General features: G+C 72.3%; 12 protein-coding genes. 9 read left to right on the top strand and 3 right to left on the bottom strand.

What is annotated here, in order from left to right:
- Positions 1–36 precede the first annotated feature (36 nt).
- Complete coding sequence (locus IEY56_RS18085; RefSeq protein ID WP_189038240.1) at positions 37–894, bottom strand: hypothetical protein; 858 nt, start codon at positions 892–894, stop codon at positions 37–39.
- A gap of 285 nt (positions 895–1,179) precedes the next feature.
- Here IEY56_RS18085 and purN point away from each other — a divergent pair, with 285 nt between their 5' ends.
- Positions 1,180–1,854, top strand: a complete 675-nt coding sequence (gene purN, locus IEY56_RS18080) for a phosphoribosylglycinamide formyltransferase (RefSeq protein WP_189038239.1) — start codon at positions 1,180–1,182, stop codon at positions 1,852–1,854.
- A complete protein-coding gene (gene purH, locus IEY56_RS18075; RefSeq protein ID WP_229711980.1) occupies positions 1,847–3,526 on the top strand; it encodes a bifunctional phosphoribosylaminoimidazolecarboxamide formyltransferase/IMP cyclohydrolase in 1,680 nt (559 codons plus the stop codon). The genes purN and purH overlap by 8 nt, the downstream gene beginning before the upstream one ends.
- A 106-nt stretch (positions 3,527–3,632) precedes the next feature.
- Here purH and IEY56_RS18070 read toward each other — a convergent pair whose 3' ends face one another.
- On the bottom strand, positions 3,633–4,220 hold the full coding sequence (locus IEY56_RS18070) for a hypothetical protein (protein WP_189038238.1): 588 nt from the start codon (positions 4,218–4,220) through the stop codon (positions 3,633–3,635).
- Positions 4,221–4,395: 175 nt separating this feature from the next.
- Positions 4,396–5,169, bottom strand: a complete 774-nt coding sequence (locus tag IEY56_RS18065; RefSeq protein ID WP_189038237.1) for an RDD family protein — start codon at positions 5,167–5,169, stop codon at positions 4,396–4,398.
- 428 nt (positions 5,170–5,597) lie between these two features.
- Between IEY56_RS18065 and IEY56_RS18060 the strand changes: the two genes are divergently transcribed.
- The 7 genes from IEY56_RS18060 to IEY56_RS18030 all read left to right on the top strand — a co-directional run bounded on the left by IEY56_RS18060 (position 5,598) and on the right by IEY56_RS18030 (position 13,333).
- Positions 5,598–6,470 (top strand): bifunctional methylenetetrahydrofolate dehydrogenase/methenyltetrahydrofolate cyclohydrolase, encoded by an 873-nt coding sequence (locus IEY56_RS18060; RefSeq protein ID WP_189038236.1) that lies wholly within the window; start codon positions 5,598–5,600, stop codon positions 6,468–6,470.
- Positions 6,471–6,516: 46 nt separating this feature from the next.
- Complete coding sequence (locus IEY56_RS18055) at positions 6,517–6,933, top strand: DUF3017 domain-containing protein (protein WP_189038235.1); 417 nt, start codon at positions 6,517–6,519, stop codon at positions 6,931–6,933.
- Positions 6,934–7,152: 219 nt separating this feature from the next.
- Positions 7,153–8,607 carry a DUF2690 domain-containing protein gene (locus IEY56_RS18050; protein WP_189038234.1) on the top strand — a complete coding sequence of 485 codons (1,455 nt, stop codon included), beginning with the start codon at positions 7,153–7,155 and terminating at the stop codon, positions 8,605–8,607.
- A gap of 509 nt (positions 8,608–9,116) precedes the next feature.
- Positions 9,117–10,106 carry a malate dehydrogenase gene (locus IEY56_RS18045; protein ID WP_189038233.1) on the top strand — a complete coding sequence of 330 codons (990 nt, stop codon included), beginning with the start codon at positions 9,117–9,119 and terminating at the stop codon, positions 10,104–10,106.
- Between the two features lie 344 nt (positions 10,107–10,450).
- Complete coding sequence (locus IEY56_RS18040; protein WP_189038232.1) at positions 10,451–12,082, top strand: AbeC-like domain-containing protein; 1,632 nt, start codon at positions 10,451–10,453, stop codon at positions 12,080–12,082.
- A complete protein-coding gene (locus IEY56_RS18035; protein ID WP_189038231.1) occupies positions 12,079–12,519 on the top strand; it encodes a hypothetical protein in 441 nt (146 codons plus the stop codon). The genes IEY56_RS18040 and IEY56_RS18035 overlap by 4 nt, the downstream gene beginning before the upstream one ends.
- Before the next feature lie 22 nt (positions 12,520–12,541).
- Positions 12,542–13,333, top strand: coding sequence for a serine/threonine kinase C-terminal domain-containing protein (locus tag IEY56_RS18030; protein WP_189038230.1), 792 nt, complete (start codon positions 12,542–12,544; stop codon positions 13,331–13,333).
- Positions 13,334–13,353: the final 20 nt, after the last annotated feature.

The raw sequence follows: 13,353 nt of genomic DNA, 5'->3' as shown, positions 1-13,353 counted from the left end.
GCCCCGGCACGCCCGCGCGGAGCGGGCCGCGCCGGGTCAGCGGTCTTCGAGGAGCGGGCGCAGGTTGCTCGGCAGGAGGTCCTTGCAGTCCTCGCGCGAGGACTGCGTGAGGGCGTCCTGCGTGCAGGTGTAGTAGTCGCGGTACACGGACTGGAAGGCGAACGTCGCCGCCACCACGGCCAGCGCGAGCGACGCCGTGATCAGACCGCTGACCGCCGCCGTGGTACGGGACTTGGCGGCCTGCGCCGGCGTCACGGACACCGGGATCGGGGAGGCCGCCTTCGGCCTCTCCTCCGTCTCCTGGCGGTCGCTTCCCGCGACGTCCTCGGCACGCGCCGCGGCGCCGGACCGGCCTCCGCGCCTGCCCGAACCCGCGCCGCGCGGGCGGGACTTGTTGCGCAGCGCGTCGATGCCCCAGTACAGGGAGAGGGCGCCCAGGAGCAGGGCCACCTCCGGAAGGCTGAAGAGAGCGAAGAAGAGCGCCCAGATGCCGCTGTGCAGGGAGTAGCGCGCGTGGCGCTGCAGCGGGTCCGTCGGGTCCCACCGCATGCCTCCCCGCGGTCCGCCCCGGCCGTTGCCGCCGTCGTTGCCGTCCCCTCCGGAACCGCCGAAGCCGCCGCTCTGCCTGCCGGGCTGGCGGCTGCTCCACTGGCCGCCCCAGGACGAGGGCCGCTCGCCGGACCCCTGGTCCGAGCCCTCGGCACCCGGCTCCGAGCCGTCGCGTCCTCCCGCACCGCCGGCCTCGCCCGCGTCGGTGCCGGGCCGTGAGCCGGTCCCGCGGCGCGGCTGCCATGGCCGGTCCGGCTGCCCCTCCGGCGGTGCCGCGAAGGGGTTGTCCTCGCGAGAGGAGCTGTCGGATGGGGCTGCCGCGCGGCGGCGACTTCGGTCCGTCATGTGCTGTGTGTCTTCCCCTTGCGTCCTGTCGTGCCGGTTGCCGGTCGTGCCTCGTGTGCCGGTGCGTGCCTCGGCGCAGGCTCGGGTCTGTCCCTCCTGACGCTACCTGCCGTGCCCGCCCCCGTCCCGTGGGGGCCGTGTGAGGGGCCGGTATCGTTGCCGACGGTCGAACGCTTCGTAGAGTTCCCCGAAACCGGTGCTCGACGAGTTCGTACGACCACACAAACCGCTGCTTCCCCGAACCGTCCCGCGGTGCCGGGGGATTCCCCGAGAGAGAGCCTCGTCGTGGCTGCGCACCAGAGCCCGGGCCGTTCCCGCTCCGCTTCCCGACCCGTCCGCCGTCTCGTGGTCCTCGTCTCCGGGTCCGGTACGAACCTGCAGGCGCTCCTCGACGCCGTCGCGGAGCAGGGGGAGGAGGCGTACGGCGCGCGGATCGTCGCCGTCGGCGCCGACAGGGACGGGATCGAGGGGCTGGAGCGCGCGCGGCGTGCCGGGATCCCCACCTTCGTGTGCCGGGTGAGGGACTACGCGACGCGGGAGGAGTGGGACCGCGCCATGGCCGAGGCGACAGCGGCGCACGAGCCGGATCTCGTGGTCTCGGCGGGCTTCATGAAGATCGTGGGCAAGGAGTTCCTCGCCCGTTTCGCCGGGCGGGTGGTCAACACGCACCCCGCCCTGCTCCCCAGCTTTCCCGGGACGAACGGCGTGCGCGACGCGCTCGCCTACGGGGCGAAGGTGACCGGGTGCACCGTCCACTTCGTCGACGACGGTGTCGACACGGGGCCGATCATCGCGCAGGGCGTGGTGGAGGTCCTGGACGAGGACGACGCCGACGGGGGTGCCGCTCTGCACGAGCGGATCAAGGAAGTCGAGCGACGGCTGCTCGTCGATGTCGTGGGACGTCTCTCCCGCGACGGCTACCGCATCGAAGGACGAAAGGTACGGCTGCAACATGGGTGAAGGCGGCATGAGCGAGGGCGGCACGAGCGCCGGGGGCGGCAGGCTGCCCGTGCGCAGGGCCCTGGTCAGCGTCTACGACAAGAGCGGCCTCGACGAGCTGGCCCGCGGTCTGCACTCGGCGGGCGTCCAGCTCGTCTCGACGGGCTCCACCGCGGAGCGGATCGCGGCGGCGGGCGTGCCGGTGACCGCCGTCGAGGAGCTGACCGGCTTTCCGGAGTGCCTAAACGGACGAGTCAAGACGCTCCATCCGCGCGTGCACGCGGGCATCCTCGCGGACCGGCGGCTCGCCTCCCACCGCGAGCAGCTCACCGAACTCGGCGTGGAGCCCTTCGACTTGGTGATCGTCAACCTCTACCCCTTCCGGGAGACGGTCGCTTCGGGAGCCACGCCCGGCGAATGCGTGGAGAAGATCGACATCGGCGGTCCGTCGATGGTCCGCGCGGCGGCCAAGAACCACCACTCGGTGGCCGTCGTCGTCGATCCCGACCGGTACGGGGACGTGCTGAAGGCCGTGGAGAGCGGCGGGTTCGGCCTCCGGGAGCGCAAGCGGCTGGCAGGCGAGGCGTTCCAGCACACCGCGGCGTACGACGTGGCGGTGGCGAACTGGTTCGCCGGCGGTTACGCGGACACCGGCGCGGACGGGGACGAGAACGGGGCCGCGGACGGCAACGGCACCGGAGCGCCGCAGGAAACGGACGCCGGGCAGGGCGAACAGCCGCCCGCTCTCCCGGACTTCGCCGGCGCGGCCTACACCCGCCGCCGCGTGCTGCGCTACGGCGAGAACCCGCACCAGCCCGCCGCCCTGTACACGGACGGAAGCGGCGCCGGACTGCCCTACGCCGAGCAGCTGCACGGCAAGGAGATGTCGTACAACAACTACGTCGACACCGAAGCGGCGCGCCGTGCGGCCTACGAACACGCCGGCAGCCCCTGCGTGGCGATCATCAAGCACGCCAACCCGTGCGGTATCGCGGTGGGTCCGGACGTGGCGGAGGCGCACCGCAAAGCGCACGCGTGCGACCCGCTCTCCGCGTTCGGCGGGGTGATCGCCGTGAACCGCGCGGTCTCCGTCGCCATGGCCGAGCAGGTCGCCGACATCTTCACAGAGGTCGTGGTGGCGCCGGGCTACGAGGAGGGCGCCGTCGAGGTGCTGTCCCGCAAGAAGAACATCCGGGTGCTGCGCTGTCCCGGGGAGCCGTCCGGAACGGTCGAGTCCAGGCCCATCGAGGGCGGCATGCTGCTCCAGGTCAGGGACCGGCTGCAGGCGGCCGGCGACGACCCCGCGGGCTGGCGGCTGGCGACGGGCGAGCCGCTGGGCGCGGCGGAGCTCGAGGAGCTGGCCTTCGCCTGGCGGGCCTGCCGCGCGGTCAAGTCGAACGCGATCCTGCTCTCGAAGGACGGCGCGACCGTCGGCGTCGGCATGGGCCAGGTCAACCGCGTCGACTCCGCGAAGCTCGCCGTGCAGCGCGCGGGGGAGGAGCGGGCGCGCGGCTCCTACGCGGCCTCCGACGCCTTCTTCCCCTTCCCCGACGGGCTGGAGGTGCTGGGGCGTGCCGGGGTACGGGCCGTCGTGCAGCCGGGCGGCTCCGTACGCGACGAGGCGGTGACCGACGCGGCGGCTGCGGCGGGCGTCACGATGTACCTCACGGGGACGCGGCACTTCTTCCACTGAGGGCGGGCACCGGCCTGGAACGCGGCACCCCGGGCGCCTGGAAGGGCGGCCGGGGTGCATGCCGTCTCACGGTGCTGCGCGGTGCCTCGAAGGAGGGTGAACCGCGTCAGTAACGCGGCCTGTTGAACCATGCGCCTTCCTGCGCGAGGAGCACGATGCAGGTGATCCCCAGCGCCATCCACACAAGCCCGAGGGGCACGAACGGCAGCCCGAAGAGGGTGAGGAACGAGGCCCACACGATGCCGCCGGTCCGGGTCGAGCTGCCGCCCTTCGAGACGAAGACGCCCAGGACGATCCCCAGTACGGCGTGCACGAGGCAGACGCCGAAGAAGATGTACAGCACGCCGATGGGGGTGTGCGCGCTCGCGTACCCCGGCATGCCGTGCAGGCTCCCCGCCGCCACTCCCAGCCCGATCATCACGGTGATGGAGACCAGGGTCTGCAGGCCGCCCGCGATGAACATCATCACGCGGACACCGTTGATCTTGCTCGGCATCATTCCGGGCGGCGGCCCGGGGAATCCTCCGGGGCCGGGCGGGGGCGCGGCCTGCGGGTAGCCGTACGCGGGCTGCCCGCCCGGCTGGGGCTGCTGCGGGTAGCCGTAGGGCGCCGTCGGGGGCTGCGGCGGCTGCTGGGCGTACGGGTTCTGCGCGTACGGGTCGTTGCCGGGAGGCCCGGGCGGCGGGTAGCTCATGGTCGGTGCCTTTCGGTCTGGGGCGCGGACGGTTCGGGCGGTGCGGACGGGGCCGGGCGGGCGCGGCCCGTGCCCGTGACGCACGAAGGGCCGCGCCCCCGTGAGGTGCGGCGCGGCCTTCGTGGTGGTGCCGAGGTCCCGGACGGGTGCGCCGCGCGAGGCGCGCGGCCGTCCGCTACTTCTTGATGACGACGGTGCCCGCGGCGCGGTCGTGCCAGCCCTGCAGCTTCCCGCTGTTGTCGAAGAACGGCGAGAGGAAGACGAGGAGCGCGCCGATGTAGCACGCGACCGCGCCCGCGATCGGGATGATGTAGCGGACGAAGCCGCCGCCGGCGCCCGGAAGCTGGCCGTCGGCCTCCTTCACGACGCGCAGGCCCATGGCCATCTTGCCGACCGTCGCGCCCTTGAAGGCGATCATCAGCCACTCGTACAGCGCGAGGAAGACGGCGAGGCAGAGCATCATGACCATCATGGCGCCCAGGGCGCCCATGCTGGCTTCCTGAGCGTCCTGCACGCACTGGCTGTAGCCCGGCGTCGCGTAGGTGCCGCACTCCTCCAGGTCGTTGCCGAGGCCGATGGCGCTGCCGAGGCCGGCGATCATGACGACGGTGAGGACGGTGCTGATGATCAGGCCGTCGATGAGGCGGGCCAGGAACCGCTGCCCCATGGTGGCCAGCTGGGCCATGCCGATGTTGTTGATGTTTATGTAGCCGTTGTTGGCCTGCACCGTTCCGGGCTGCTGCGGGTAGCCGTACGCGGGCTGGCCCGGGACGCCGCCCTGGGGCTGCTGGCCGTACTGGGGCTGCCCGTACTGCTGCTGCGGGTAGCCGTACGCGGGCTGGCCGCCCTGCTGCGGCTGCTGCTGCGGGTAGCCGTACGGCTGCTGCGGCGGCTGCTGCTGGGCGTAGGGGTTGTTCGGGTCCTGACCGGGAGGCGGTGGGTAGCTCACGGGTGCCTTCCTACGTGCTTCGTCTGGGAGCGGAATGGGCCGAAGTTCTCGGGGGAACGACAGTTCCGCCCCCGCAGACGCCGACGTGGACGCGGACTGCGTGAGGTGTGCGGTTATGCACGATGTGCCTCCCCCGATGCTGCGGCGCCCAGCGGACTGTCTTCCAAGTCCGGGCGTGGGGCCGCCGCTTCATGGTGGTCGGCGAAGTGCGACGCTGTCCAGCTGGATCCGGGAATGTGGCGAATCCGCAATGTGATGCCCGAGGGCCCCGTTATCCGGTGCGCCCTCCCGCCCTCGTTCCGTCACACGGTCTGCACACAGGGCGGGGCGCGAACGGACCCGGGCCCGGGGTGCCCGCCGGGCGTACCTCGTCCTGCGGAGCGATACGGATTTCTGCCCGGCGCCCCGTATCCGGGAGTATGGGACCCATGACGGCCCAGATTCTCGACGGCAAGGCCACGGCGGCATCGATCAAGTCCGACCTGAAGGAGCGCGTCGCGGCGCTCAGGGAGCGGGGCGTCACGCCCGGCCTCGGCACCCTGCTGGTCGGCGACGACGTCGGCAGCCAGAAGTACGTCGCAGGCAAGCACCGCGACAGCCGGCAGATCGGCGTCAACTCGATCCAGCGCGAGCTGCCCGCGACGGCCGGCCAGGAGGAGATCGAGGCTGTCGTACGCGAGCTGAACGACGACCCGGAGTGCACCGGTTACATCGTGCAGCTGCCGCTCCCCCGGGGCATCGACACGAACCGGGTGCTCCAGCTCATGGACCCGGCCAAGGACGCGGACGGGCTGCACCCCACGAGCCTGGGCCGCCTGGTGCTGAACGAGCCGGGCCCGCTGCCCTGCACGCCTCAGGGCATCATCCAGCTTCTTCGCCGCCACGAGGTCGAGCTGAACGGGGCGCACGTGGTCGTCGTCGGGCGCGGTATCACCGTCGGACGGTCCATCCCGCTGCTCCTGACCCGGCGCGGCGTCAACGCCACGGTGACGCAGTGCCACACCGGTACGCGCGACCTGCCGGCGCTGCTGCGGCAGGCGGACGTCGTCGTGGCCGCGGCGGGGGTGCCCCACCTGATCAAGCCGGAGGACGTGCGCCCCGGCTCGGCCGTCCTGGACGTGGGCGTCAGCCGGGACGAGCACGGCAAGATCGTGGGCGACGTGCATCCTGGTGTGGCGGAGGTCGCGGCATGGATCTCACCGAACCCCGGCGGCGTCGGCCCGATGACCCGCGCGCAGCTGCTCGTCAACGTCGTCGAGGCGGCCGAGCGGGGCGTGGAGCCCGTCCAGGACCCCCGGTGAGGCCGGACGGGGCCGCCGGGCCGTCGAGATCTCGAGTGGTGAGGGTATGAAGGTCAACGCACGCGGCACGCGCCGCTTCCCCACGGTGACGCGGGACACGGCCCGCCCCGAGGGCGGCCGGCGGGCGATGGGAGCCGGACACGCGGCGCCCTACCGCCAATGGCCGCTGCTCGCGGTGTGCTGCGGGGTGCTGATCGGACTGCTGGTGACGATCGGGGAGTTCCGCGCGGGGACCCTGATCATCGGAGGTTCGCTGATCGGCGGCGCGGTACTGCGCAGGTTCATGCCGTCGGTGGGGATGCTCGCGGTCCGTTCCGCGTTCACGGACATGCTGACGTACGGGCTGCTCGGTCTGGCCATCTTCCTGCTGGCGCTGATGGCGCAGCCCGACCCGATACTGAGCATCCCGATCCTGGAGGACATCCTCCACTTCACGATCAGAGGCAGCGAAGGAACCCAGTAGCGGACAAGCGCCGCGGAGAGCCGCCACTCCGGCATTCCGGGGCGCCGTCGACGGCGTAGGGCACGTGCGCCGACACACCGGGTGACGCCGGGAGAGGGCCCGTACTTCCACGGTGAAGTGCGGGCCCCCGCCATGGCCGCACCGGCGCGTCGTGGTGGCAGACTAGTGACGACCAAGCGCGGGGAATGTCGACGAATTCGGGGGACGAGGGGGAGGCACATGCCTCGGTGGAGGCCGCTACCGGAGGAACTGGACCCGCAGATACGCGAGTTCACCAGCCAGCTGAGGAGGCTGGTGGACCGCAGCGGGATGAGCGTCGCGACGGTCGCCGACCGCACGGGCTACAGCAAGTCGTCCTGGGAGAAGTACCTGGGCGGCCGGCTGCTGCCGCCGCGCGGCGCGGCGCACGCTCTGGCGGAGGTGACCGACACCGACATCCGTCACCTGGAGACGATGTGGGAACTGGCCGAACGGGCGTGGAGCCGCGCGGAGATGCGGCACGACGTCACGATGGAGGCCATCCGCGTCGCCCAGGCGCGTGAGGCGCTCGGCGAGTTCTGGGACGAGCCCGCCAAGGGCAAGAAGCGCCCCCGCAACAAGACGAAGGCCAAGGGCGAGGCCGACGGGGGGAAGCAGGCAGGCAAGAAGGGCAAGGGCGCGTCACGCGGCGACGCGCCTGCCGCGGGCGGGAACGACGCCGAGCCTCTCAACACCCGCGGACCCGCCGCCACTTCGGCGGCTCCGCCTTCCGCGTCCGAACTCTCGGGCAGCGGCGCCGCTTCCGGCCGGGCCGGGCGCCCGGACTTCGAGAAGCCGCCGGGGGACGACCACACGGCGATGCTGCGGCCGCTTCCCCGCAGGGGAGCGGCGAGGGAGCGTCAGCGGGTCGACCTGGGCGCATGGCCCGCGACGCAGGAGCGTTCACCCGCTGCGGAGAGCGACTCGTCGGGGACGTACGTCCTGGGCAGCGTCGCCTCCCTGCGCGAGGCCGCGGAGGGTGCCGCCGCTCCCGGCGCGGCGGCGTCGCCCGGGGTCTCCGTACCTCCCGGCGGCTCCCAGGGCCCGGCGCCGCAGGCGGCTCCGCAGGATCCCGAGGGGGCTTCCCGCAAGGTGCGGTACGCGGCTCTCTTCGCGGGTGCCGCCGGTGCGTTCGCCGTGATCGCCGTCGGGGTGCTGATGTTCGGGCTTCCCGGGGTGACGGACAACAGCAAAGCCTCGCCGAAGCCCTCGCCTTCCAAGACCGCTCCGAACCTGCCGGCGGGCGTGAAGTGCCAGGGCGAGGACTGCATCGGCAAGGACCCGGAGGAGATGGGCTGCGGCGGGCAGAACGTCAAGAGCAGCAGCTCCGCCTTCGTCGGTCCGAGCATGGTCGAGGTGCGCTACAGCAAGGTGTGCAAGGCCGCCTGGGGCCGGATCACCGGTGCCGCCCAGGGGGACGGGCTGAAGATCAGCGCGGGCGGGCACGCCGAGAGCGACGAGGTCGGCTCGACGAACGACGCCTACACCGAGATGGTGGCCGTCAGCTCCGCGACGGAGGCGCGCGCCTGCGCCACCCTCGCGGCGGGCACCACCGGATGCACCGAACCGGGTGGCGTGGCGGAGACCGGCGGCGCCGCCGAGTCCGGCGACGGGACGGAACCCTCGGCGCCGGCGGCGCAGCCGTCGACCCCCTGACGGGCGGGGCGGCAGGCCCAACAGGGGCGCGGGCGCGCGACGTAGGCCGTGCGGCCCGTGCCCGCCGGACCCGCGCGGAGGGCGTGATCCGCGCCGTCTCGCGGGTGCGATGCGCGGCGCTCCGCCCCCTCCGCACGCCCCGGACCAGCGGTTCGTCGCCCCGCGCGCCAACCGCGCCGCGGGCCGTTCGAGTTCGGATGAATGCGCATGCATGGGTTGTGCGATTCCGGGCAGGCGCCATACCAGCTCCCCCCACGGGCTGGCGGCGACCGGCAGCCTCCCGCGCAACCCCTCCTTGCGCGGGCGGCTGCCGGCGCGTATCGGGCGTCGGATAGCCTGGCGCGGGGTCTCTTGACGTAGAGAGACTTCCCGGATCGGGCAGGGCGCGTTCCCACAGGCTTCTTCCCCTGGCTTCCCCGCACGCTTCGCCGCGGAGGAGGACCCGGGGAGGTGTGCCGGGGAAGGACCCCGCCTCGGAACTGCCACCGCCAGGTACTACGGAGACCGCCATGACCCGCACCCCCGTCAATGTCACCGTCACCGGAGCGGCCGGCCAGATCGGCTACGCGCTGCTCTTCCGTATCGCCTCCGGCCAGCTGCTCGGTGCCGACGTGCCCGTCAAGCTGCGGCTGCTGGAGATCACGCCGGCTCTGAAGGCCGCCGAGGGCACCGCCATGGAGCTCGACGACTGCGCCTTCCCGCTGCTGCAGGGCATCGACATCACGGACGACCCGAACGTCGCCTTCGACGGTGCCAACGTCGGCCTGCTCGTCGGCGCCCGTCCCCGCACGAAGGGCATGGAGCGCGGGGACCTGCTGGAGGCCAACGGCGGCATCTTCAAGCCGCAGGGCAAGGCCATCAACGACCACGCGGCGGACGACGTGAAGGTCCTCGTCGTCGGCAACCCCGCCAACACCAACGCGCTCATCGCCCAGGCCGCCGCCCCGGACGTGCCGGCGGAGCGCTTCACCGCCATGACGCGGCTCGACCACAACCGCGCGCTCACCCAGCTCGCGAAGAAGACGGGCACGCAGGTCGCGGACATCAAGAGGCTGACGATCTGGGGCAACCACTCGGCCACGCAGTACCCCGACATCTTCAACGCCGAGATCGCCGGCAAGAACGCCGCCGAGACCGTCAACGACGAGAAGTGGCTGGCCGAGGAGTTCATCCCGACCGTCGCCAAGCGCGGCGCCGCCATCATCGAGGCACGCGGCGCATCTTCGGCCGCCTCGGCCGCCAACGCCGCCATCGACCACGTGCACACCTGGGTCAACGGCACCCCGTCCGGCGACTGGACCTCGATGGGCATCCCCTCGGACGGTTCCTACGGGGTCCCCGAGGGCCTGATCTCGTCCTTCCCCGTGACCTGCTCGGGAGGGTCGTACGAGATCGTGCAGGGCCTGGAGATCAACGACTTCTCCCGCACCCGCATCGACGCCTCCGTCCAGGAGCTCTCCGAGGAGCGCGAAGCGGTCCGGGGCCTCGGGCTGCTCTGACGCGACGGCCGGCCGTCTGCGCGACGGCCGCAGCAGACCGGATCCGGCGGGCCCGCGGTTCGGGAGCGATCAGCTCCCGAACCGCGGGCCCGCCGCGTTGCTCCCCGCGCGGGATCCGCGGCCCGCGGAGGCCCTCCGCGCGCTGACCGGCCCTCAAGTCACCGTTGTTCCCTAACAGTTATCCACAGGGCGACCCTCCGACGTGGCCCGCCGCCCGCATCCTCGGGTATGTTCGTGACCTCCCTGGACCAGACCTTAGGGGAAATCGGGGGACTGTCTTGAGTCACGCAGCGCACACGCCTGCTCACAGCGAGGCGACCCGACTGCTGTGCGCGGGCGCGCGGTTGAACTCCGCATTCCGGCAGCGCGTCATAGACGAGCTGATCGGCCACGCGGAGCGTCCGGTGCCGCCGTCGCTCGGCGTCGATCTGCGCCCCGTCCTCGCCCACGCACTGAGAGCCCGTCAGCAGGAGGTCCGCACCGCCCTGGCCATGGCGGGGGTGTGGCTCGCGTTCTTCGCCGCCTCCGCGGTGCTGACGTGGGACTCCATGGAGGACAGGTTCGGCGGCACCGGCCTCCCCTTCGACGAGATGCTCCGGCTGGTCTTCCTCTCCGACTTCGGCTCGGGGACGTCCCTCTCCGAACAGCCCACGGCGTGGGTGCTGTTCTACGCCGCCGTCGTCCTCGCCCTGTGGGCCGGCCGTGCCGTGTCCGGACGCGAGACGCTGGTGTACATGCAGTCCAGGGCGCCGCGCTGGTGGGCCCGCTCGGGGGCGCGGCGGATGCTCGGCAAGGTCGTCACCCTCGCCGCCCGGCTGTTCGCCGCCGTGTACTGGGTCACCGCCGTGACGGGCGTCTCGGAGAACCCCCTCCCGGTGATCTTCCCGCTGCTGCTGGCGGCCGTCGTGTGGTGGCACCGGGTCCGGGTGACGAGCGTGCTGCGCGAGCAGCTCAGCCGCGAGAAGTTCGCCACGGCGGTGCAGCCCGACCTCCCGCTGACGCAGCGCTACCACCTGGTCGGTGAGGCCCTCGACCGCGAACAGCACGCCCAGGCCGCCCTGTACGACGCCAACCGGCCTTTCGTCGGGGCGGGCGTGCCGTACAAGCCGTGGTCGTTCGCGCTGGAGCTGCGCCGCAAGAAGGAGTTCGAGCACGGCGTACCGAGCCAGGGCGAGACGCACCTGTCCAACCGCCACGTCCTGGGCATGATCATGCCGCGGCTGGTCGCGCTCCGCGAGTCCGCGGCCCGCACCAGCAGGGACCGGCTGCGCGAGCTCGAGATCGGGGAGTTCGTCTATCTGCCCTCCGGCGTGCGCCGGGACGGCGGGGTCTACAGCGCCGAGAACGTGCAGGCGCATCTGGCGGAGTCCGTCGACGAAGGCGGGGAGGCGCGCCGCCACTTCATCCGCGTGCGCGTGGGGGCGTGGGATGAGCAGGTGGTCGTGACCCTGCTGGTCAGGGTGCACACGCAGGGCGGGATGCTCGTCCTGGAGGTCGTTCCGCACGTGCTCGGTCCGATCGCCGAGAGCTTCCGCGAGGTGGACGCGGTCGTCGAGCGCCATGCCGAGGGGCCGCTGAGGGAGGGCGTCTTCGCCCTTCTGACGGCGCCGGCCGTCACTGCCGCCGCGGGGATCGCCGCGATGCGGGCGCTGTTCTCGGTCTGCCGCGTGTGGCTCTCCTCGCCGGAGCACGCCGCTCCGGACGCGCCGCTCGTCTCCATCCGGGAGCTGGCCGGCACGTCCGAGCTGTCGCTCTTCCAGGAGATGGACGTCAGCCGCTACATCAAGACGGTCCAGGACCGCATCGCCAGCGGAGTGCGGGACGCCCTGGAGCAGCACGGCTACCGCACGGACCGCTTCGAGCAGCAGATCGTGAACGTGCGCGACGGCGGCGTGTTCATCAAGGAGATGAGCGGCGGGGCGGTCGCCACCGGTGAGCACGGCCGGGCGGAGCACAGGGAGGGGAGCTTCACATGACATCCGGCGAAGCGGCGACCGGCAGCCCGGACGACTCGACGGTCGGCGGACGGAGCGGGGAGCGGGTGCCGGAAGCCGCGGGCGGCAGCGTCCACATCGGGAGCATGTCGGGCGGGGCGGTCGCCACGGGCCGGTACGGCCAGGCCACTTCGCACTCCTACACCGCCCCGCCTCCGCAGACGGACGAGGCGACGCGTGCCGTGCTGGAAGCCGTACGCGACCTCCGCCGGCAGATGGAGGTCTTCGCTGCCAGCGACGAGACCCGTGACGTCGGCGGCGAACTGGACCGGATCGAGGGGGAGATCACCCGCACCGGGCAGGCGGACCGCGGACGTCTGGAACGCCTGCGGGAGCGGCTGGAGTCCGGTTCGACGGCGGTCGGGGCGCTGGCTTCGGCGGCGACGGTGGTGCAGGCGGTCGCGGGAGTGCTGGGGTGAGAAGGGTGAGGGGTGAACCGGGATGATCCGCTTCGACGCGGAGCACCAGCGGTGGGTCGACGACGAGGCGTACGCGCTGCGTTCGCAGCGGCAGACGGAGTCCGTCCGCAAGCAGCGGCAGGCCCTGAAGGGCGTGTTCGCGGTCCTCGCCGTCTGCGGGCTCGCGTTCGGCTCGTGGGCGCTCGGCTGGAAGGACGAGCCGCAGGACCCCGTCGACAGCGCGGGGCACGGCCCGGTGGTGTCGGAACCGTCCCCTTCCTCGCCCGCGGCGCAGGTGCCGACGGAGCCCGAGGAGGAGCCGTCCCCCTCCGGCTCGTCGGAGCCTCCTTCGGGATACGAGCTGACGGAGGACTCCGAGGGGTTCACCCTCGCCGTCCCCGAGGGCTGGCAGCGCCGGACGGAGAGCCGGGAGGACGGCTCGCAGGTCGTGTTCTACGAGGCGATGGGCGGCGCCCGCCAGCTGCAGATCTTCGGCGTGGAGGACTCCGACCCGGACGAATCGCTCGAACTGGCGGAGAAGAACGCCGAGAAGAACGAGGGCTACGACCGCAAGGGCTTCGACCACCTCGACGGCGGTGAGGCGGGAGCCGCCGCCCGGCTCGAGTACACGTACGACTCGGCAGAGCACGGCGGCACCCGGCACGTCATCGACCACCGGTTCGAGGCCGAGGACGGCGAGCTGTACGCGCTCGTCGCCTACGGCCCCGAAGAGGACGGTGACGAGGACGACGAGAAGGAGATGCTGGAGACCGCGCTGGCCTTCTTCTGCCCCTCGGGCGCACAGTGCGCGAACGGAGAGACCGACGCGCCGTAACAGGGTGAAGCCGCCGGGCC

Origin of the sequence: Streptomyces daqingensis (assembly GCF_014645895.1) — a bacterium.
Classification (GTDB): domain Bacteria; phylum Actinomycetota; class Actinomycetes; order Streptomycetales; family Streptomycetaceae; genus Streptomyces; species Streptomyces daqingensis.
This window is presented reverse-complemented; position numbering and strand designations above follow the sequence as displayed.

Coding starts and splice junctions, on each gene's coding strand:
- IEY56_RS18085 (WP_189038240.1), bottom strand. CDS start 894: ATGACGGACCGAAGTCGCCGCCGCGCGGCAGCCCCATCCGACAGCTCC.
- purH (WP_229711980.1), top strand. CDS start 1,847: ATGGGTGAAGGCGGCATGAGCGAGGGCGGCACGAGCGCCGGGGGCGGC.
- IEY56_RS18070 (WP_189038238.1), bottom strand. CDS start 4,220: ATGAGCTACCCGCCGCCCGGGCCTCCCGGCAACGACCCGTACGCGCAG.
- IEY56_RS18060 (WP_189038236.1), top strand. CDS start 5,598: ATGACGGCCCAGATTCTCGACGGCAAGGCCACGGCGGCATCGATCAAG.
- IEY56_RS18055 (WP_189038235.1), top strand. CDS start 6,517: ATGAAGGTCAACGCACGCGGCACGCGCCGCTTCCCCACGGTGACGCGG.
- IEY56_RS18050 (WP_189038234.1), top strand. CDS start 7,153: ATGCCTCGGTGGAGGCCGCTACCGGAGGAACTGGACCCGCAGATACGC.
- IEY56_RS18045 (WP_189038233.1), top strand. CDS start 9,117: ATGACCCGCACCCCCGTCAATGTCACCGTCACCGGAGCGGCCGGCCAG.
- IEY56_RS18035 (WP_189038231.1), top strand. CDS start 12,079: ATGACATCCGGCGAAGCGGCGACCGGCAGCCCGGACGACTCGACGGTC.
- IEY56_RS18030 (WP_189038230.1), top strand. CDS start 12,542: ATGATCCGCTTCGACGCGGAGCACCAGCGGTGGGTCGACGACGAGGCG.